Below are 21651 nucleotides of genomic sequence, written 5' to 3'. Positions count from 1 at the left end.
TCATTGTGTTAATGCATAAACCACTATGTTGACACCAAATTTAGTGTTATCGACTTTCAGGAATCGCTTGTTTCTAAAGTCATAATCCCATTCGCAGCCATAATCTTTGTTACTATAAAGGACTCCTATTCTGCCATTTATAACAATTGCCTTCAAGTAATCATGAATTAGGTCATCTCCCCATCCATTGAGTTCAAATGAAGTAGCCGGAGGGCCATCTTCGAATTCAAAGAAGGAGGAATAAATTGGGTGGTTATTGGGGATTTTCTGGAGCGCATCTTCTCCAAAGGTTTTAGCCATTTCGGCTTCGAAGGATTTTGCGAAAAGCCCATCGATGTCGTGATTGCAATCATCGGCAAAGACAAAGCCTCCATTTTCTACATAAGTCTTGAAGTTCTGCCGCTCTGCCGAGGAGAACTCCACCAACTTATGTCCACTGATATAGCAGAAGGGACTTTTGAAAATCTCCTTACTGCTCAGCTCAACAACTTTCTCTTTCTCATCCACCGGAATAGTGGTGTATTCTACCAGAGAGTTGAGCAGGTTGATCGGCATGCGCTGATCTGTATCCCAATTGCCGGAATTGTATTTTATTCTAGTGAAGAAGAAAGGTTGCATTTCAGTGAATAGTATTCAGTATCATCGCAGCTACGATTAACAGTAGTCAGTCGCTGTTTCAGTTTATAGAAAACAAGTTTCAATAAATAATTAGTGATCAGTAAGCAGCCGAACTGAGACTGCAAACTGATCACTGTAAACTGATTTAAACTGCGTCTGACAAACTAGTGAACGTAAAGTCACGAATCTTCATGGCTGGAATCAAGCTTCCTCCTACTCGCTGAGGTACACCCATAGATTCAATATTATTCAACATGATAATCGGGCTCTCATTGAAACGGAAGTTTTTCACAGGGAATTTGATCTGACCGTTTTCGATGTAGAAAGTACCATCTCTGGTCAAGCCAGTGAAAAGTAAGGTCTGAGGATCTACAGCTCTGATGTACCAGAATCTAGTCACGAGAACACCTCTTTCAGTACTTTTGATCATATCAGCAATGGATTCATTTCCGCCAGCGAAAATAAACCCACCTCCTCCAAATCCTCTTCCAGGACTTGAAAGAGGCTTCACTCCCTGCTTTTCTGCCCAAAAGCGAGAATAAGCAAGGTTTTTTACCACTCCGTTTTCCACCCAGGTAGTTTTTTGCATAGGCAATCCATCGCCATCCCAGGGAGCCATAGGGATTTCGGTATTGGTAGGATCAGAAGTGATGGTCACGCGCTCGTCAAATAACTTTTCTCCAAGTCGGGTTCCACCTCCTTTTTTGCTCATAAAGCTTCGTCCCTCGTCAGCGCTTCTGGCATCAAAACCTCGTGTGAGTAGTCCCATCAAATCTCCGGCTGCTGTAGGCTCTAAAATCACTGTGTATTTGCCTGGCTCAATAGCTTGTGCATTTGCAGATGCTTGTGCCTTTTGCATAGCAATGCTTGTTACCTCTTTTGAATTCAGAAGGTTTACATCATTAAAATCACGTGTAGCATATCCAGACCCTGTTCCATCTGTTGTTCTAACAGTAATGGAGAAATCAACTGAGGTGCTGGTATTATAACCGAATAGACCTTTGCTGTTTCCACTAGCTACGAATCCTGAGAAGTCTTCCAAGTAACCTGCAGCCGTCAGATCTCCTCCACTACTCACCTCTATACTATCTCCTGCAAGTTTAGCACGAAACTCAGGATCAATTTTATCAGTAGCCGAACTGAAGGTAGCAGCTTCTGGATAAGTTTGTGGTCCGAGCATAGGCATATACTCCGGGTTTTCTGGAGCTAACTTTGCGATTTCCTCTGCACGCGCTACTACTTTTTTGAGCGATGCATCATCCAGCTCGTTGGTAGAAGATGACCCTACTTTTTTGCCAAATACCGAATTGACACTTAGTCTAATTTCATTGGTCTCACCACTGGTGTTAACAGTGTTTCTGGCATATCTAATATTGCCTGTTCTTCCCCCGAAAATGGAAACTTCCATCTCGTCTGCTGTGGAATAGGAAAGTACTTTATCTATAATTTGCTTTGCTTGTTCTTTAGTTAATATGGCCATAATTTCCGCGTTGAGGTTAAATATTTCTTCCCGTATTGATCACGTTCACACCGTCAAAACGGGTAGTTGAACTGCCATGAGAAACTGCTGATGATTGTGAAGGTTGACCTTTGCCGTCATTGAATGACCCAAAGAACCTGTAATCATCTTCATCACATATCTGGGAGCAAGAATTCCAAAACTCCTGCGTGTTGGACTGATAAGCTACATCTTCTAGCATTCCTGCGATTTTTCCATCCTTGATTTCGTAGAACAACTGACCTCCAAACTGGAAGTTGTAACGCTGCTGATCGATGGAATATGAACCTCGTCCAAGGATGTAAATCCCTTTTTCGACATTCTTAATCATATCAGCTGGACTCAACTTTTCTTTACCAGGACGCAAAGAAACATTTGGCATACGCTGGAACTGAACTGAACTCCAATTATCTGCAAAAGCACAACCGTTGGATTCCTTTTCTCCTAATATTTGAACTTGATCACGGATAGCCTGATAATTCACAAGAATTCCATCCTTGATCAAATCCCACTCCTTACACTTTACGCCTTCATCGTCATAGCCTGTATTTCCCAGGGAATAAGGCTGAATCTTATCTGCAACAATATTTACTTTATCAGAACCATACTTAAAGTCACCAGATTTCCATTTGTCCAGTGTAGCAAAGCTAGTACCGGCATAATTTGCCTCATAGCCCAGTACACGGTCCAACTCAAGCGGGTGTCCTACAGATTCGTGAATCGTCAGTCCTAAGTGATCAGGGTCGAGTACTAGGTCATATTTGCCCGGAATCACAGATTTTGCGGAGATTTTCTCGGTGGCATGTTTCGCAGCGTTGACTGCATCTTCCACCATGTCATACGAATTTTTATAGCTATTAAAGCCAGCAGGATTCATGACTTTATCCTTAGCTAGGCCATCCATGTATTCATAGCCCATTCCCATAGGAGCACTTAGTGCTTGCCTGCTTCGGAATCCCCCGGCTCCTTTGTTCACAGCGGTGACTGAAAACGTAGGCCAGATCCTATGGATATCCTGATCAATATAAGAACCATCGGTAGAAGCAAAATATTTCTGCTCATTGATTACAAATAGAGCGGAGTTGACAAAAGCAGCGCCGTTGTCCATCGCAGAATTATTCACGTTTAGAAGTAGGTCAATTTTATCCTTAACAGGGATTTCCATCGCATTCTTCTGAATAGGGGTATTCCAAGTCACTTCCCCATGACCACTTACTGGAGCAAGCACTACAGGTTCCTTTTGCAATTTGGAATTCGCTTTTGCGATAGCCACGGCGGTTTCTGCACAGCTCTTAATGCCATCTGGTGTCACATCTGAAGTAGCAGAAAAACCCCAAGTACCGTTTGCTATCACTCGAATGCCAACCCCAAACGTCTCAGAGTTTGAGATATTTTGAACGTTTTTTTCTCTTGTGCTTACATTTTGACGCAAGTATCTTCCGATACGAACATCAGTGTAAGTAGCGCCTTTGGTTCTGGCGGCATTCAATGCTATGTCTGCAAGTACTTTCTTAGCCGCTGGATCCATACCTGGCTCAAGCAATTGCTCAGCCGATACAGGATTTCCCATCATGACTAACCCGGAAGTGGCGAGGGCTCCTAGCCCCATCCCGGAAAGGTGGATAAAATCTCTTCTTTTCATGGTTTAAATTTGACAAGTAGTAGGTCACATTGAATCTCCTATGCAACATATTCTACGATTGGTAGGATATTTTCATATTGGATTTCAATTTGATCTACTGGTTAAAGTGTTTGGTTTATATTCTTAGGGTTAAAACAATGGTTAATACTTCTATCAAAGTACTGTTATACTTGGATTAAGAAAAATAAAAATACAGACTCGGTAAAAATTCAGGGTGCAAATTGAAAAATCCCTGTTGGGAATTCCAAAATCTGGATTTTTTCACCCTTTGATTGAAAAAACTCTAAAAATTGAAGAAAGGAAATTGGGTGACTTTATTGAAATATAGCCAATACTGAAAACCCTGCTATCATTAACACCTCACTATCGTCCGGAAGGTCAAATTGACTCGAGGTTTAGAAACCAGCTTAGTTGGCGGTAGTCTATGAACCCAATGCGTCTGAGTAGTTCCTTTCATCACCAGTAAACTCCCATTTTCTAAAATCTGCGAAACAGTCTCTTTGGTTGCCTTATGCTTGAAAGCAAATTTTCGTTCGGCTCCAAAACTTACCGAAGCAATGGCACCATCCTTTTTCAAGTCCGTTTCCCCATCACTATGCCATGCCATTCCCTCACTCCCATTATGATACAAATTCAGCAAGCAGGAATTGAAAGTTTCCCCAGATTTCTTTTCTACAATCTCCTTTAACTCCAACAATTCCTTGGTCCATGGCAATGCCGTTTTTGTGTTGTTAGAATAAGTGTATTCAAAAGGCTTTTCGGCATACCAAGCCACTTTACGCTTGGTTTCTATTCGCTTTCCAAAAATCACTGCTACATCATTCTTCCATTGAATCCCGTTCAACAGGTAATCCATATAGTCCAAAGCACTGGCTGTGGGCATAATCTTTCCAAAGTAATTTACTACTCCGTCTTTGGGTAGAAGATTTACATTTTCTAGTGAATCCTGATTGAATAAATCCATTTGAGCTTTTTAAACTTCTCCATTTAGCTGGGCTGCTTCCCAACCAATAATTGCTGACTTTCTTGTATTCCCCCACATATAACCTCCGATTTTGCCGCTGGATTGAATCACACGATGGCAAGGGATCAGGAAAGCAACAGGATTACTCCCAATTGCAGTTCCAATAGCGCGGGAAGCTTTTGGTTTTTCTATTTCTTCAGCTATGCTACCGTAAGTAGTCAGATTTCCCATTGGAATCTTCAGCAACGCATCCCAAACCTTTAATTGAAAAGGAGTACCATGCAAATGCAACTTGATCTGATTGAGTTTGTTCCAGTCATGCTGAAAAATATACAAAGCTTCTTGCTGAATTTTATCCACCAACTGATGATAATTCGCATTGGGAAAGCGGGCTTTCATCGTAGATTCTCCTTCTTCCTGATCTGAGAAAAAGGCCAAGTGACAAATGCCTTTGGAAGTGGAAGCCACAATGATTTCTCCAAAAGGACTTTCTGCAAAGCTATAATTGATCTGAAGATTTTCTCCTCCATTCTTGAATTCACCCGGAGTCATCCCCTCAATTTTGACAAATAAATCATGTAATCTGCCTGTGCTTGAAAGCCCAGTTTCCTGAGCAGCTTCAAAAAGCGTGGCTTCTTTGCCTTTCAAAAGCTGCTTGGCATATTCCACGCTCAGGAATTGCATAAATTTCTTTGGGCTCACTCCTGCCCATTCACTAAACATGCGCTGGAAGTGAAACGGACTCAGATGAACTTGCTCTGCAATTTCCTCCAAAGAAGGTTGGCTTTTGAAATTAGCCTGTATATAAGCAATCGCTTCGGCGATACGATGGAAATTGATGGATTGACTTTCGTTCATATTCTGAATACTAGGTTATTCAAAAGTACCCTGAATAAGGAAATTGCAAAACCCGATTCTTGCGGAGTTTAAAAACAAACTACTTTCTACTCCTTTTTCCCTTTAAGTAAGGCATAAATTGCCATGGCGTGACCATGTCCCAAATCAAAATCCTCCTTCAACCAATTTGTAATTTCGGTTGCTTTGATCCCTGGAGCGATTTTTCCATCAAGATAAAAGCCCTTTGAAGAGGCTAGTTCTTTAAAGTCTGTGGGAGTTTTTCCTGTCTTTGTTTGAATATTGTCCAAGTAAGCTTGAAATGACATAATCAGGAGGTTTTGAGTTCAGGGTTCAATTTGTGAAAATAAACATAAGAGACCATTAAAATTGCTAAAATGATAAGTGGGAATATGGCATTAAACCCAAATCCATCTACCGCATAGTGGCTAATACAAGCAAAAATAAAGTCGAATGTAAATCCCGCATAAGCCCATTCTTTCACTCGTTTTGGAAACTTAGGGATCATCAAAATGAGCGTGCCACATACTTTAAAAACAACCAAAGTATTCCCGAAATACATGGGGTAGCCTAAATGTTGAACACCTTGTTTCGCTAGATCTGTCTGAGAAGTGAGGGCAGGCATCACGCCTTCAAAAAGAAAGATAAAGCTCGTTGCTGTCCAGAAAATGATTTTATCTCTTTTAGTAGAATCCATCTTATTACGTTTTAAATGACAGTCAAAGATCTAAGGAATTTCGCAGTTAGGTGAGGTGGAATAGTGACAAAGAGGAGGTGATTTGCGAAGGAGAAAAATTGATGGGGCTTTTCAATACTGATCGTGCCGTTGGCACTCAATTTAAAAAATCGAATTCCATATGACCCAGAATTGGATTCTGGGCTTTTACAGGCCTTGCCGTTGGCAAGGATTCTTTTTTAGACATTACGATTTACAAGGTTCAGGAATTAAATAAACACAATAAAAAGAAAGTATTCGGTTATTGTTTAGCTTGAATTAACCATTGTGCCAACGGCACAACCCGTATCAGCCCCGAATACAGCGCAGCGAAATTCGGGGTTCAAATGCAAAATGGAAAAATCTAAGAGTGCCAACGGCACGATCGGTAATATCATGAATTTGATTCTCTGAGAAAACCTCCGCGGAGCTTGCGATTAAAAAACAAAAAGCCGTTCGCTAAAAACGAACGGCTTCGGTATTACTATTCTTATTCTTTAAATCTTCTCCAATGCATTGGCCAAATCATTCTTCAAATCTTCGGCATCTTCCACGCCTACACTCAATCGAATCAGGGATTCAACCAACCCTACTTTTTCCCGCTCTTCTTTTGGGATACTCGCATGAGTCATAGAAGCTGGGTGTCCACAAAGCGATTCTACTCCACCGAGAGATTCTGCCAAGGCAAATAAATGAAAGCTCTCCATTACTTTTCTTGCATCAGCTTCTTTATTTCCAACCAAAGTGAACGAAATCATTCCACCGTAATCACGCATTTGCTTTTTGGCAATTGCATGGTTTGGATGATCTTCGAAGCCCGGCCAATAAACCTTATCTACTTTTGGATGATTCTTAAGATAGGCAGCGATTGTTTTCCCGTTTTGAGAGTGGCGCTCCATTCTTAGGTGAAGTGTTTTGATTCCTCTAATTACCAAGAAACAGTCCTGTGGACCTGGAGTTGCGCCAGATGCATTTTGGATGAAAACCAGTTTTTCCGCTAACTCATCATCATTCACAACTAAAGCTCCCATTACCACATCGGAGTGCCCGCCTAGGTATTTGGTCACAGAGTGCATCACAATATCTGCCCCGAGATCCAGTGGATTTTGAAGGTAGGGAGATGCAAATGTATTATCTACCGCCACTATGATTTTATTGCCTTTACCCAACTTTGCTACTGCAGCAATATCGATGATATTCATCATCGGATTAGTAGGCGTTTCTACCCAGATCATCCTGGTCTTTTCAGTAATATGATCAGCTATTGAAGTAGGATCTGACATAGGCACAAACTTGAATTTGATGCCATATCGCTCATAGACCTTGGTGAATAGACGATAAGTTCCACCATATAAATCATTGGTGCTGATTATTTCATCACCTGGATTAAATAACTTGATTACCGCATCGATAGCTCCTAAGCCAGAGGAAAAACAAATTCCATGTTTTCCATTTTCCAGCGCTGCAAGGTTATTTTGCAAAGCAGTTCGAGTTGGATTATGTGTTCGGGAATACTCATAACCTTTGTGATCCCCAGGCGACGATTGCACATAAGTGGAAGTCTGGTAAATGGGAGTCATGATCGCTCCAGTAGCAGGATCTGGCTCTATTCCGGCATGTATGGCTTTTGTTCCAAATTTCATTCGTAATTGGTTTAGGTTGTTTTGGATCGTTGGAAAATTAAAATCAGTTAAGATTTTCAGGGTTATTTTAAACAGGGCATGTTAAACTTGCAGACATTCCCAGTAGATCCACTAGTTAAGAGACCAAATATGACAAAAAAGGGCAGGATATTCAAAACTATCCGAAGGTACTTCGGCAGTCACCCTGCAGGAATTTTTGCCTGGCTTTGGGTCACTGCAATGCCCTTCATAGGAAGTGTGATTTTTGCCACAAAGTATAATCTCCTAGAAGCATACCATCTTGAAAGTGGTTTGGATTTCTTCGTATATACAGCAATTGGAGCGCTTCTGATGGGCTTGGCTCTGCTGCCAACTACGCTCATCGCGCTAGCGTCTGGATTCTACTTCGGTTGGGCTTCCTTACCCTTCTTGATTTTGGGGTATTCTCTGGCCTCGGTTTTGGGATATGGGTTAGGCAAAATCACCAACATGGGTTTTACCGAATTACTTTTTAAGAAAAACCCGAAATTCCGGAAAGAAGTAGAATCCCGAAAAGAAAAGGAAGGATCCCTGGTCTTTTTCGTAAGAATCTCTCCGATTGTACCCTTTGCAGTATCCAATTTTCTCTTTGCCTCGTTGAATATCAAGATTTGGAAAGTATTGGTTTATGGTATTCCTGGTATGCTCACTAGAACCGTCATCGCTTTCGCCGCCGGAGTCATTGCCAATTCCTATATAGCTGCCAAAGAATCTATGAATAGTCCTTTACAGTGGGGAATTGGACTTGCTCTATTGGTAATCGGCGTTGCAGGGATTTATAATTACCTGAGAAAAAAGAAAAAATGAAGTATGTGCACTAGTCAATGATCAAGGTTAGACCCCAACTCTTAATTCTCGTAGTTGCTTGATGATTTCATCAAAGTCTTTCTGCTCTATTCCTCCTACATCTTTCACTGCAATACTTCACCTCTTCCCAGTTCTTTTCCCATTTTTTTCGCCAAGCAAAAGGTCTTTTACACACTAGGCAATTTTTTGCTGGCAGGTCTGATTTCTTCACTTGAATTCAGGAATTTCATTTTCCCGTACATAGGGAAAAGAGTCCAGTTTAGTTAAGCCATAATAGGTATTCAAACCTGAAATCCCGATACCAGCATAACTTTCTAAATTCATTTGCCCTAGGTCATTGATGATATCATCCGGACAGATGATCATCTCCACCGAACCAATTACGAAAATACATCCATTAGGCAAGGGAATACTTTCCGAATGCTTCATCCCTATTTTAACAGGACTTTCCTTCACAAAAGGCGCATGGAAGTCTCCAATATACTCTGGCTTCAACTTCATCCTTTCAAATTCACAGTCCCCTTTTTCCAATTTAGCTGAGGTATAATGCGCTTTTTCTATAAATGCCTCTGAAACATGATTGATAGTGTAAAATCCCGTTTCCATAATATTGGGATATGTATCCCGAGGAATCTCAGTTTGCGGGCGCATAATGAAAGCCAGTTGAGCAGGGCTTGACCCCAAATGCACCACAGAAGAGAAAATTGCGACATTATCCTTGCCATCTAATGACCTAGTCCCAATCAGATTTGCAGGTTTAATCCCGGAAATCGAGTTGATTAAATTCAATTTATAGCTTCGCTCAAGTCCTTCTATTTCTTCTTTATTTAGATGCATAGTGGTATTTATTGTTTTTCCTGCTCCTTGTCCGATTCGTATCGAATTTCCTTTTTACACTTTTTCCAAAAGGCGAAAAAAGATGGATAGTAACCTTTTACAGTACTCATCCATTCCCGAGGCTCTTCTTTGCCTTTATAATGAGTATTCTTTGGATGCTCTTTGAAAATAAAATGTTCAGAGTTGACTAGCTCTTCCAAATCAGAAAGCTCACCCACGAAAAGCTGGACACCCTTAATATTAGTTGCCAGATCCAATGCAAAGTCAATACATTTTTGGCTCACTGGGTTTTCCATAAAAAAGGATGGCTCCAGCAATAAAACCCGTTGCACATTTTCTCCTTGATGCCAGTAAGGATCGAGATTGTAGTAATTGTAAATGAGTGTGGTTTTATTCTTGACAAGCTCTGGTTGTAAATGACTTGGAAGTAATGTCTCCAAATCGAAAGGAACAGTATCAAGTAATTTGCCCGGTATCTCTAAATGCTCAAACTCCTCGTATTGCAAATCAAGAAAAGTGTCTTTTTGATCACTCTTAAAGTAGGTATTGATGTTCCATTGGTTCGCATAATATTTCTTACTGGAAAAAGCTCCGGCCACCCACTGCCAACTTAGGTGATTGCTCGCTAAATCTCCATCCAGTAAGTGCCCATACAACCATTTTGCAGGCTGAAGCCAATGGGAATTGGCAATATTGCAGCAGATAGATGCCACGTACATACGCATATGATTATGCATATAACCAGTCTCGTAAAGCTCAATGATCGCCTTATCCACTTCCTCAATTCCTGTCTCAGCATTAACTATTGCAGACGGAATCTGATGATTTGAAATTGGGGTTTGATCCTGTTTGAGATCTCGCTCAATCCCCTCTCCTTTCGCAATCCATACCTGCTGCCAGTAATCTCTCCAGGCCAGTTCCTGAACGAGTTTCTCAACTTTATACCAAGGCAAACCCAAGGTTTTGATGTGTTCAAAAACTTGCTTGGTAGAAATCACACCTCTGGAAATATATGGGCTCAGATGGGTTACTGCCCCGTCTTTGTAATTCCGGGTCGCTGCATAGCTTACAGGATCAATGGCTCGAACCCGACTTTCTATCGAAGGTAAATCCGTTGGAAAAGTATGCACTAGGTTATCTTATTATTGGAGATACTTCTTTGCCTGCTGCATTTGAATCGCTCGATATCAGAACTCCTCTTTTTCAGGTGTTTCTGGCTTACTCCAGAGTTTACGCGCTTTCTCCACATTTTGAAAGAACTCTCTTTCAACTCCCTCCGCATCAATTTGATCACTTCTACCTCAGCAACTCCAAATTGCGTTTCTATCGCTTCAAAAGGAGTTCTATCTTCCCAAGCCATTTCTATAATTCTATCAATTTCCCGCTCTGTCATTAGTATAATTCTTTTGCTAAAACCCATTTTTCCTAAGAAATGGATTGTCAATCTATACTACTTGTAAAGCTGTTTGGAGGTGGAAATGTTTTGACTAATCTGGATTTCTCCTAAAGCCAAATTCTTCTTTGGAGTGTGGATTAAAAAAAACTGCCAATTGTAAAAAATGTGCATAGGGCTAAAGCCAAAAGGCTAAAAATCATCAAAGGACGTTTTTCGTTTTGGAAGACAAATTTTATCCCGAGGAATAAAAAAACAAGTTGGGCAAGCAAAAATGGAATGGTGAGTAGCTCAACAAAAACTCCAATTAGCACAAATTCTAATTCAAAGTAATTGACAACCCAAATCAGAATGAAATAAGCCACAATTATAAAATTAATAATTATCAAACTTCTGTCGTTTATTCCTCTATTCATTTGATTGGTGTGTTTTACTTTTTGTAGCAATTCCTAATTTGCTAATTCTGATCAACTAATTTTTAGAATATAATCAAATTACAATCTCTAATTGATAGAAAGGTATAGTTGCAAACTCACATATCTACTGCAACTCCTAGACTGCGCTCAGCAGGGTATGAAATACTGCTAGCCTCAATGCGCAGAATAGAGGGAGGCTATCTGATCAATTTCTTTTACAAGCTCCTCATAAATTTTTTGCACTTCAAAACTTGACAATTTTAGATGAGTTGGATCACCAACAAAACTTAATTTATCTAGTCTTTTCAAGTCCCTTATAGCTTGAAAATTATTATGAGTAACACTTTGTCTTATTAATCGCAATTCGGCAAAAAAATCACTTTTGATATCATCCTTTTTTACACCAACTTTTTCAGCAATTATCTTCCGGTATTTATCTTCCCAAATATTAAAAAACATGGCAATAGTACTCCCGGCAATTATTCTTTGGTATGAACCTCCCTCAGAGTTTTTATTTATTTCCTTTTCATTAAATCGAACAAGATTATTAAAATCTTCATCTTCCAAAACAAAATTTTCTATTTCAGGATTACTAATCTTGAAATTGTAATATGTGCTTTTCATGTTATACAATGAGAAATGCGCCATTCTATAGGCTTTAAACAACTCTTCAATTTCATCTTTGAAACTCTGTAGAATATTTTCCATTTTTCGGGATTTTGAATTATACCTACTAAACATTTTCTAACTCTTTCACAACTAATGAAAGAACCAGTCTCCACTAAAATCGAAACATTCTTTTTCCCACTCTACCTCACTACCTCAACAAATACATCTTCCCATATCCCTTTTTAAATGCCTTGTCTCCGGCAGTAGGTCTATGCTCCATAAACTGCCCGTTTTTGCGGACCAGCACGCGGTAGATATAGACACCATTGGCAAGCTGATCTCCAAACTCATCCTTGCCGTCCCAAGCGTACTCGGTCAGGTTGTTCCCGATTCGGATTGGACCCAATTCATTCTGCAAGATCTCCCTGACTACCTTTCCGGTCACAGTCATAATCTGAATCTTGATTTCATCGGGCACTTCCATGCCCGTCACCGTAAAGACAAAGCGAACCGAGGTACTGAATGGATTTGGATACGGATAAAAGTTCGTGATCTGGGATTCATTGATCACTTCAAACGTAATCTCATAAGGTTCGCTGGAATCCTCATTGACCACCCGAAGGGTATAAATTCCATCTTCCAGAGGTCCAGGAATCAGGGAAACTTTGAAGTCCTCATCTTCGGAAGCCGGTGTCCAAGTTAGGTTTGGATTGGAGAAACTTACCCGTTTGAAGTCACAGGATTCGCAGTTTTGCTTGAGGTACAGATCCAGACCGACGGTGTCCTTTTTATAAATCAAGGTCTGGTCATTTTTCAGAAGAGCCGTGATTAGCACATTTGGCGAGACGATATCCCCATCCATAATGTAGATTCCATCAAAGTTCACATCCAGCAAAGCAGTGGAATTATCTCCCTCAACGATGAAGTACGGCCCCATATCCACCTGATTGTTACGGAAAGTTTGTTCCCGTTGAATTCTAGGATTGGCAAAAATCTCCAGCCTATTCTCCCCTGTTTTCCCGATGGAATTAAACTCAATCGTAAAGTCAAAAGCCTCTCCAGCCTTCAACGCAGGGAATTTCTTCGAAAACTCCTCTACTTTCTTGCTCGATAGATTGGTCATTTTCCAATCCACCTGAATAGAATCCAGGAAGTTGTACTTCGAGATATTCTTGAATTGCAGTTCGAGCAAGCCCGTCTCCCCTTCCCGAAGATTGACTTGCTCTTTGGCGGATTTTAGAATCAACACACCTTCTGGCACTCCGGTATAATTTACCTGCCACTTATCCAACTGAGCCGGAGCGGTGGACTCCTCATCGTTCATGCTATATCGAAGTTTCAAGTAAGGATAAGTCTCCGAATTGATAAAGGAAAGATCCATTTCCTGATCGAACGTATTCCCAATCAGCAAGTCTTCCTCCCCATTTTCCTTCACTCCGATGATGTCAAAGTAAGTTTTCTCCTCCTCATTGATCCAGTTTCTCGCATTCACGTGTTGGAAGAAACGCTCCCAAGTGGACGCGGGACCAACTCTAGGGGTCAAAATCATCCCAGAAGTCATGTAACCCGAAAGCTCAGTATCAAAGGAAAGTGTCTGCTGGGAAGCCGGAACTTCCATGGTTTTGTCACCCACAATCTCAATCGCCTCGCCCGGACGCATGCCTTTTCTCCCGTAAAGAATATAAGGCTCACCGGTTTTCAAGGCTCTCAGTGTAGCCTCGCTTGCTCCGAATTCCTTCAGTTTTTCAAAAGCAATATCTGGCCAAGCCTCAAAAGTCACATTGCCCACAGTGAAGACCACCACATAATCCCCGACCTTGACGTTGTTCACATAATCAATCAACATTCGCTGACCTGGTGTGGTAATCCAGGAATTCTGGATACTTTGGATCATTTGCGGCACGCGACCACAAGCCCGAGAATCCAAAATATCAAAGCCCGGAACAGGAATTGCGAGGTATGGCATCAGACTTTTTTGCTCAAAAGCCACCAAACCGAGGGAGCCGTTTGGACAGAGACGACTATTGGCATTGTTCACATTATCGATGATCTGCGGGATCTGATCCAGATAGAATTGGGTGTTTCTGAATGAAAGGGTATCCACTCCAGCTCCAACAGTGAACACTTCGATTTTCTCCTGAATCTCCTTGTACTTCCAGGTTCTATCCGTCTCCTTGATCTCCAGATTGGTCAATTGATCCTCATCGAGCTGATAGCTTGTTCGCTGAGTCCAGCCTTCCGGGCCAGCTGGAATTAAGGAGAAACTGGAACTCGTCCAGGCGTCTGTCTCTCCAGGGTTGACTTCCTGAAATTTTGATCTCCAATAGAAAGTCGTGCTATCCGAAAAAGCAGTCAGCGGCAGAGGCATTTCTGCCAAACCTCTCGTGGTCACTCGAACTTCTTTGCGGTACGCAGAATTAAAGGAAGCTGCGGTATCCAGTTGAATGATAATGGTACGATCAGTCGTAACCTTCCCAGGTGCCTGAGCTACCAGCGTAGTCGTGGTACTAGTGACAATGCCATAATCCAGTGGGTAAATATTCAGTGTGCCACTGAGTGAAATAAATTTCGTGTAGTTGACCGTATTATTCACAAAAGTCATTTCATCCACATCTCTGGCGGAATTCACTTCAATGGTAAAGGTGTTCTCTCCAGCTGAATTTCGGCCGGTATTTGGTATGGTAAAAAAGAGTGAGTCAACACGGGGGATATACGGGATTTTCACCGGATCAAAAGTCTCCATAGATCCATCTGGTAGCCTTCTAGTCACTTTGTATTCGATAGAATCTGTATCAACTCTACCAATATTTCTCAACACAAAACTTAATTTCAAACTATCTGAAAGCACAGATACGGGAATCTCATCAAAACTATCTATTGATACTTCTTCCACCTTCACAGCATAATCAGCTTTGTCCGCAGGGAAAATTCTGAGTCCCGGATCACCATAATTAATCATCTGCTCCATGTGCGAGTAGGACAGTGGACTTGTGCCATAGCTATCAATGTATGCCTCCTCAGCCTCCCGCTTCACCTCTCCCATCGTGCGATAGATCAAGGTGCTATCCGCAAAAGCTTTCCTGTAAAACATATCTGAATAGCGACGCAGGTACACATCCACCCCAATAGCCGAGTTCGCCAATACGGAAACGGCGCCTTTGTCCGGCGTGATCACCCAGTCCTCACCTTGCGTATAGCTGTTGCCGTAAGCAGCTCCGTAATCGCAGCCATTAAAAAGCATAATTGGATACTTGCCTTTGTTCTGATAATTCAAGGTAGGATCCGAGGCAAACCCGATTTCAATGTCAATCACTGTAGGGGCGCCATGCCCAAAAAAGGTAAGCATGGAACGACCTTCATTCAGATCCCCCGTGATGTCGATCACTTCGATGGTAGAGTTGGATCGTTTTCGATACGTAGTCACATTTCCACCTAGATAAGGCCCTTCGGCAATGGTTTTAAAACCATTCATAAAGTTGTAATACCTCTCCAACTCAAATTCTGATTCACCTCCACTGAGATGCACCAACTCCTTTTGCCAGGCCTCAGAAATCCCTACAGCATCTTTTTCAATAACTTTGCCTAGGTAATCAGCTAGGTTTTGGGCATTTCTGGCAGGAATTCTCCCTACAGCTAATGCTGGAGCATCGGGTTTAGAAGGATCAAGTCCCAACGTGTAGACATTGTCTGAAAAAGGAAACCCACCTGCAGGAACAAGATCCCGAAAGCTAAACGCGGCTGGGTTGTTTCGGTAGAAATAAGTTACTCCTCCAGCTCTGGCTGTAGAATAAATCGCCAAAGCCCTTCCCGCTAGCAGCATATGTGTAGGTTTATGCACTGGAAAATACGCTCTCAAAAACTCATAAATCGCTGCGGGAGTATATTCTCCGTAGGAAAATTGATTATACAAATCCTCCATTTTTAGGGTCAACGTATCGAAGCCACCTCCAGCTGGCGAAGCTCTGTGTTCAGCATAGGATTTTAAGGGATTGTCAAATTGGGTGGTGGGCTGCTCCAAAGCTGAATGTCCTACCAAAATATAATTTGCGGCCTGAGCTAGGTAGTTCCTGAATTTGACCGGCTCTAGCGTAGCAATCGGGATGATATTCTCCTCGTTTTGAATCCAAACTCTGCTGGAATCACTTGAGACAGAAGACCTGAAAGACAAGGTTTGCCCAGATTTACTAAGCTGAACTTTCTGAGGATTAGTCCGATCGGAGATTTCTAGTGCAGAATAATTACCTGAAATCCCTGAGAGTTGGATTCTCTGATTTCCAGAAGGAGAAATGAACAACTTCGAAGCAAAATCACCAGAACTGACACTATTTCTATAAGTGATTTTGGCGTAAGCCACAGATATATTATCGGTAGCTTCCGACCCAGCTGAATTCACCCCAATGACTATACTTCCGTCCGAATTGAAGTCACTCATAGCTAGGTCTAAGGTGACCTGAGGATACTCGTATTGAAGACTCGAAATAGTGCCTATAAGCCGCTGATTTGCTGCAGTAGGTCCAGCCAAAATTCTTGTGGTGTGAGGATTATACGACCTACCTACCAATCCGATTTCGAGCTTGGCGGTGCCTGTCCCCATTACTCCGAGTTGATTCAAGGTTAGCTGTCGGGTATTTCCTTTTGTGATGACGGCTGACATCCACCCTTGCCCCTGATCAAATTTGGATAATCTAAAGTCAAATGCATAACCCACACCCAGTGAATATTGCTCACCAAGAGCCAATAATTTCTCTGATGCATAACTTGTCGCTACTGGCAAGGATCCCTCTGGGGCAGATCGGAGATTCATCCGCTTTCCATTCTGCCCAGTGGTGACTGTGAGGAAAAAAGCAGTGGTATCAGAATTGGTGTTGAAATATGGATTTGGGATCTTTTCAAAGTCCGTGTAAAGCAACTTATCCACCGTCCCGTCGTTTCGTTGCCCAAAGAAATCTATGTAATCGCCCGCATCAAACTTCCCGTCATTTTCTCCTTCTACATGAATCGCAACTTCCTTTCCTCTATGATAAATGCGGATAGTTCTAGGGTCCAAGCCTGTCAGGTTTATCCCTGAGTTGTTTAGTGAAGTGGCGGAAATTCGATGAATTCCATCCGAACCAGTTGGGATTTTATAGTAAGTTTGGTCATAATTATACCAGACGGCCTGCTGAGCTAGAGCTAGGTTGGAAAGCATTAGCAATGCCAGAAAAACAAGGGTGAGTTTTTTCATCATTTGTCTGTCCAGCTTTTATATTTCCTGAAATCAGGATCCAATTTCTCCAAACTCACTTTTACACTAAACACATGGGAATAGGGTGTCTCCGACACATTTCCAATATCAGAAAGCGCATAATCAATCTGAAATCGCTCACTGATAAAAACCCCAATGCCCATACTCGGCTGCATATTCAAGCTTTCCGATCCGTCAAAATCCTTGATGTACTGGAAATTCCCAACACCTGCACGTAGGAAAGCAATATTCTGAAAACCTGCTTCCAGCCCAAACCTTGGGTCTATACTTAGCAAAGGCGTGCTAATCACGGTATTTCTTTCCCCATCAAAGGTCATATCCAAGTCCAGGGTCGTAAGCAAACTGAACTGCTTTCCAATCTGAAAAGTGTAAGCCACAGAGGAAATCGCTCTTGGCAAGGTTAGCTCTACCGAATTAACAGGAATCTCATTGTCTGTTTGGGAATAGATCTCCCGCACCAATTCTGCATTGTGCGACCAGGCATTGAAAGTGGTCGTGATATCACGAACCATCAATCCCAGAGTCAGCTTCTCTTTCACATAGATTCCGCCCACATCCAATCCAAATCCCCAAGCTTGGGCGAATTTGCCTACATTTCTATGGATAATTTTGGCGTTCATTCCCACTTTGAATTTGTCTGATAGATCCCGTGCATAGGAGAGTAGCATGGCATAATCTGCCGCATTGAAAAACTGGATATTATTGTAATTCAAAGCGCCATTCGCATCATAGAGAAATCGGGTATCGGGAATATCGTCCACTCCAAAGCGAATCAGCGAAACTGCCACTTGGCTTTGATCTTTGATCGGCGTAGTGAAACTTAGGTAATCGTATTGGGCTACTCCGGCAAAGTATTCCGAGTGCATCAGACTGAACTCATATTTATGCTGGACTCCCATCAGGGCCGCGGGATTCCAATAGGCTGCCGTCACATCACGAACGGCTGAGACCTGTGCTCCACCCATCCCAAGTGCTCTGGCTCCTACTCCTATGCTGAGAAATTCATTGGAATATTTGGGAGCTAAATCCTGGGAAAAAACATGCGTACTCCCTCCCACTAAGAGGATTAAGAGAAAGGAATAAAAAACTGTAGTTGCTCTGCTAAAATTCACCTTTCAAAATAAACCAAATAATCAGTCCAATTGTAACTGGTGCGGAAAATAATGAAATAATGCCGCTTTTATTATCTCTTGTAATGCCAGAAACCTTACTTACTTTCTTTTCCTGCTTTGCAGGAAGACCGGTGAGCGAAATTACCGCAATGCGAGTTTTCACCTATAGATAAGTCGATTTTAATCATTTACTGATACAATTGCGGAAATACACCTAAAACATGGAAACTGGATTTGGCTTTGATTGACGGAAAACAGAAATAAGCATTAATTCGGATCGTGCCGTTGGCACTCTTAGTATCCTCAATGAACCTCATTACCCTGAATCTCGCTTCGCTGTATTCTTAGCTATTACCATTTGTGCCTTGGGCACAAAAAGTAGATTGAATAAACAGTTTGCCAAAGGCAATACCTGTAAAAGCCCAGAATGCAATTCTGGGTTAATGCAGCATATTAAAATAGCGAAGAGTGCCAAAGGCACGATCAGTAATCAATTTACTTCTCCCATATCCCAGCTCACCTGTCCGCCCCCGTACATAAATATGTTCAGAAATTTAACATTTTATTAAAGTTGGAAAGCCAATATTTTTTTTGAAAACTTTTTTTCCTCCACGTTCAAAAAACCTAAAACATCGATCTGAGTGAATTAAGAGTGGTTTTTTGACTATATCACTATACCTACTACCTGTTTATCACAAGGAAATAGGTTATACAAGGTAGCTTGGGAAAGATTGGTATAATTTTTCTTTACCAAGAAGGGACGGAAATAGGTATTTCCCGAAACATTGACACATAATCACCTTACAAATGAATGTCGCCAACACACAGATTCAAATGCGCAAAGGACTCTTGGAGTTTTGCGTGTTGCATATCATCTCTCGAGGCGAGGTTTATACTTCAGATTTGATCGAAGAGCTGACCCAAGCTCAAATGATCGTAGTGGAAGGCACGCTGTACCCGCTGCTCAATCGTCTGAAGTCAGCCTCATTGGTCGAATATCGCTGGGTAGAGTCTGAATCCGGTCCGCCGAGGAAATACTACTCCATCACGGAAGAAGGAAAATCCTTTCTGGGCACACTCTCCAACACCTGGGATTCACTAGTCAATTCCACCCTTCTTATCACCTCAAAGAATTGATCATGAAAGCTATCCCTACATCAACTATCTCAAAGTGGAGCAACTCTCTAACAGGCGAGATTCCATCTGACCGTAAAAATTTAATGACAAACAGATGAAAAAGACTATAAGTATAAACATCAGTGGGATTCTTTTCCACATCGAGGAAGACGGCTACGACACGCTCCGAAAATACCTGGATGCGATCAATCAGCACTTTTCTTCCTATAAAGACAATCACGAGATCATCTCTGATATTGAAAACCGAATTGCCGAGATCTTTCTCAGTAACCTGAAAAACAATAAGCAGGTAATCTCTGCGGAAAACGTTGACAAACTCATCGAGAAGATGGGTACTATAGCGGATTTTGCCTCTGTAGATGAGGAAAAAGCAGAAGCTGATCAAGAAGAGGAAAATGCTTCCAAAGACCAGGATTTCTATAAGTATGTCACTCCTCCGGATTCTGAGAGAAAAGGGTATAAAAAATTAATGCGCCTTGAAAACCGTAAAATCCTTGGAGGTGTATGCGCCGGAGTGGCTCATTACTTTACCATAGATCCACTTTGGACGAGACTGATCGCTATCCTTTTGCTTTTCTCTGGAAATCTGCGTTTCAACTTTGGATTCTTAGACATCTGGCCATTTGATGACTTCAGATTGAACCTAAGTTTTGGAATCTTTGCAGCCATCGCCTACATCGTACTTTGGATTATCCTGCCAGTTTCCTATGAAATAGAAGAGGATAAAAACATCAAGAAACTTTACCGAAATCCTGACGATAAGGTAATCGGTGGTGTGGCAAGTGGATTGGCAGCTTACTTCGGTGTGGAAGTGGTCTATACAAGATTGGCATTGGCCTTTTTGATTTTGGCAGGCGGATCAGGATTCCTGATCTATCTGATTCTATGGATTATCACACCAGTGGCCAGTTCGATCACTGAGCGTATTCGTATGAAGGGTGGTGAAATCACGTTGGATAATATTGATTCGACCTTGAAGGAAAACATCAACCCTATCCCAAAAGCACCAGAGTCAAGAACGAGACAAATCCTCCTTACTCCATTTAGAATAATAGGACAGGTCATCGAAGCTATTGGATCAGCTTTGGGACCATTAGGAAGATTCTTCCTGAATGTGATCCGGGTGATCTTCGGTTTGTTTGTATTCTTTATCGGATTAGGATTGACCATCGCACCTATATTTAGCTTGGCAGTTTACTTGGGCATATTTACCAACGACGACTACCGAGTACTAATGGATAATTTCCCAGTGGAGCTATTTTCCAATCTGATTCCAATTTGGTTAGTGGTAGGAGCATCGTTCCTGTTGATCATCCCAGGTATCATCATCATTCTGCTAGGACTTAGCGTTTTGATGCAAAAGAATCTAATTGGCTCACGATTTGGCTTTGTAGCACTTGGCTTATGGTTGCTTTGTGTAGGAATCTGTGCTTTCCAAATCCCATTGATCGTAGCACAATTCAAAGAAGAGAACTGGCATAAAATCGAAAACACAGTGCCTGTCACTGAAGGAATCATGATTCTGCGACTAAACCCAATCGGTGAAGAGTCTACATTCAATAACGTAAACCTGAAAATCGAAGGGACTTCTGATAGCACAGTCACACTTCGCGAGGATTTCTTTGCCAGAGGCAAAACCAAAGCTGAGGCAATGAACAATGCCAAAATGATCACTTACCATTATGATGTATTGGATTCTATGATCACTTTCGATGAAGGTTACGATGTTTCCAACTTGGATAAGTTCAGAGATCAAAAACTGAATCTCTTTCTGGAGATACCTTATGATAAACCATTTATCATGGAACGCTCGCTTCTCGAAATCCTAAGAAACACCATTTATAGAAATGGCTACAGTTCAAACGATCTTTCCCAAAATGCAATCTGGACATTTAATGAGCAGGGATTAGTATGCTTGACTTGCAAAGAGGAAGTTGAGCTGGAGGAGGATACTGAAGATGTAAACTTTGAGGTAGAAGAACCTGATACTGGAGAATACGACAGAGCACAACTCGACAGTATCAGCAGGGCAAAATTTAATCAGTCCCAAGCTCCCGTAGATACCGCAGACGTACTTGACTAATAATAAAGAGGCTGTCTCAAAAATAGATAGTTTAAAAGGCTAGTCGATTACTCGGCTAG

20 protein-coding genes are annotated in these 21651 nt (G+C 41.7%); 3 read left to right on the top strand and 17 right to left on the bottom strand.

Annotated features, from left to right (window positions below):
• The 8 genes from AACZ87_RS00100 to AACZ87_RS00065 all read right to left on the bottom strand — a co-directional run bounded on the left by AACZ87_RS00100 (position 1) and on the right by AACZ87_RS00065 (position 7962).
• Positions 1 to 618: a DUF4159 domain-containing protein gene (locus tag AACZ87_RS00100; RefSeq protein ID WP_339863673.1), complete on the bottom strand. Its 618-nt coding sequence runs from the start codon at positions 616 to 618 to the stop codon at positions 1 to 3.
• 145 nt (positions 619 to 763) lie between these two features.
• Entirely contained in the window at positions 764 to 2098 is a 1335-nt protein-coding gene (locus AACZ87_RS00095; RefSeq protein WP_339863671.1) for a TldD/PmbA family protein, read from the bottom strand.
• A gap of 16 nt (positions 2099 to 2114) precedes the next feature.
• Entirely contained in the window at positions 2115 to 3758 is a 1644-nt protein-coding gene (locus AACZ87_RS00090; RefSeq protein WP_339863669.1) for a TldD/PmbA family protein, read from the bottom strand.
• A 352-nt stretch (positions 3759 to 4110) separates the two neighbouring features.
• The gene (locus AACZ87_RS00085) at positions 4111 to 4722 is read right to left on the bottom strand and encodes an alpha-ketoglutarate-dependent dioxygenase AlkB (protein WP_339863667.1); all 612 of its coding nucleotides are present in this window, start codon (positions 4720 to 4722) and stop codon (positions 4111 to 4113) included.
• Between the two features lie 9 nt (positions 4723 to 4731).
• Complete coding sequence (locus tag AACZ87_RS00080) at positions 4732 to 5580, bottom strand: methylated-DNA--[protein]-cysteine S-methyltransferase (protein WP_339863665.1); 849 nt, start codon at positions 5578 to 5580, stop codon at positions 4732 to 4734.
• A gap of 86 nt (positions 5581 to 5666) precedes the next feature.
• Complete coding sequence (locus AACZ87_RS00075; protein WP_339863663.1) at positions 5667 to 5885, bottom strand: DUF4287 domain-containing protein; 219 nt, start codon at positions 5883 to 5885, stop codon at positions 5667 to 5669.
• Between the two features lie 2 nt (positions 5886 to 5887).
• Entirely contained in the window at positions 5888 to 6274 is a 387-nt protein-coding gene (locus AACZ87_RS00070; protein WP_339863661.1) for a DoxX family protein, read from the bottom strand.
• 515 nt (positions 6275 to 6789) lie between these two features.
• Entirely contained in the window at positions 6790 to 7962 is a 1173-nt protein-coding gene (locus AACZ87_RS00065) for a cystathionine gamma-synthase (RefSeq protein ID WP_339864517.1), read from the bottom strand.
• Positions 7963 to 8064: 102 nt separating this feature from the next.
• Between AACZ87_RS00065 and AACZ87_RS00060 the strand changes: the two genes are divergently transcribed.
• Complete coding sequence (locus AACZ87_RS00060) at positions 8065 to 8760, top strand: VTT domain-containing protein (RefSeq protein ID WP_339863660.1); 696 nt, start codon at positions 8065 to 8067, stop codon at positions 8758 to 8760.
• A gap of 70 nt (positions 8761 to 8830) precedes the next feature.
• Here the strand turns inward: AACZ87_RS00060 and AACZ87_RS00055 are convergent, their stop codons facing one another.
• From AACZ87_RS00055 to AACZ87_RS00015, 9 genes are all read right to left on the bottom strand, one after another.
• Entirely contained in the window at positions 8831 to 8971 is a 141-nt protein-coding gene (locus tag AACZ87_RS00055) for a DUF2256 domain-containing protein (RefSeq protein WP_339863659.1), read from the bottom strand.
• On the bottom strand, positions 8968 to 9597 hold the full coding sequence (locus AACZ87_RS00050; protein WP_339863658.1) for a flavin reductase: 630 nt from the start codon (positions 9595 to 9597) through the stop codon (positions 8968 to 8970). Before AACZ87_RS00050 ends, AACZ87_RS00055 begins: the two co-directional genes overlap by 4 nt.
• A gap of 8 nt (positions 9598 to 9605) precedes the next feature.
• A complete protein-coding gene (locus AACZ87_RS00045) occupies positions 9606 to 10727 on the bottom strand; it encodes an FAD-binding domain-containing protein (protein ID WP_339863656.1) in 1122 nt (373 codons plus the stop codon).
• Positions 10727 to 10990: a TIGR03643 family protein gene (locus AACZ87_RS00040; protein WP_339863654.1), complete on the bottom strand. Its 264-nt coding sequence runs from the start codon at positions 10988 to 10990 to the stop codon at positions 10727 to 10729. The genes AACZ87_RS00045 and AACZ87_RS00040 overlap by 1 nt, the downstream gene beginning before the upstream one ends.
• Before the next feature lie 140 nt (positions 10991 to 11130).
• Positions 11131 to 11406 (bottom strand): hypothetical protein, encoded by a 276-nt coding sequence (locus tag AACZ87_RS00035; RefSeq protein ID WP_339863652.1) that lies wholly within the window; start codon positions 11404 to 11406, stop codon positions 11131 to 11133.
• A gap of 174 nt (positions 11407 to 11580) precedes the next feature.
• Positions 11581 to 12114, bottom strand: a complete 534-nt coding sequence (locus AACZ87_RS00030) for a hypothetical protein (protein ID WP_339863650.1) — start codon at positions 12112 to 12114, stop codon at positions 11581 to 11583.
• A gap of 109 nt (positions 12115 to 12223) precedes the next feature.
• On the bottom strand, positions 12224 to 17242 hold the full coding sequence (locus AACZ87_RS00025; RefSeq protein WP_339863648.1) for a C25 family cysteine peptidase: 5019 nt from the start codon (positions 17240 to 17242) through the stop codon (positions 12224 to 12226).
• Complete coding sequence (locus AACZ87_RS00020) at positions 17239 to 18318, bottom strand: PorV/PorQ family protein (protein WP_339864515.1); 1080 nt, start codon at positions 18316 to 18318, stop codon at positions 17239 to 17241. The genes AACZ87_RS00025 and AACZ87_RS00020 overlap by 4 nt, the downstream gene beginning before the upstream one ends.
• Positions 18319 to 18361: 43 nt before the next feature.
• Positions 18362 to 18535, bottom strand: coding sequence for a hypothetical protein (locus AACZ87_RS00015; protein ID WP_339863646.1), 174 nt, complete (start codon positions 18533 to 18535; stop codon positions 18362 to 18364).
• 644 nt (positions 18536 to 19179) lie between these two features.
• Between AACZ87_RS00015 and AACZ87_RS00010 the strand changes: the two genes are divergently transcribed.
• Together AACZ87_RS00010 and AACZ87_RS00005 are read left to right on the top strand one after the other, a co-directional pair.
• Entirely contained in the window at positions 19180 to 19509 is a 330-nt protein-coding gene (locus tag AACZ87_RS00010) for a PadR family transcriptional regulator (protein ID WP_339863644.1), read from the top strand.
• A 94-nt stretch (positions 19510 to 19603) separates the two neighbouring features.
• Complete coding sequence (locus AACZ87_RS00005; protein ID WP_339863642.1) at positions 19604 to 21592, top strand: PspC domain-containing protein; 1989 nt, start codon at positions 19604 to 19606, stop codon at positions 21590 to 21592.
• Positions 21593 to 21651 lie beyond the last annotated feature (59 nt).

It is taken from the genome of uncultured Algoriphagus sp. (assembly GCF_963974365.1).
In the GTDB taxonomy this organism is placed as follows: domain Bacteria; phylum Bacteroidota; class Bacteroidia; order Cytophagales; family Cyclobacteriaceae; genus Algoriphagus.
Note: the sequence above shows the minus strand (reverse complement) of the source record. Positions and strands in the feature narration are given on the sequence as shown.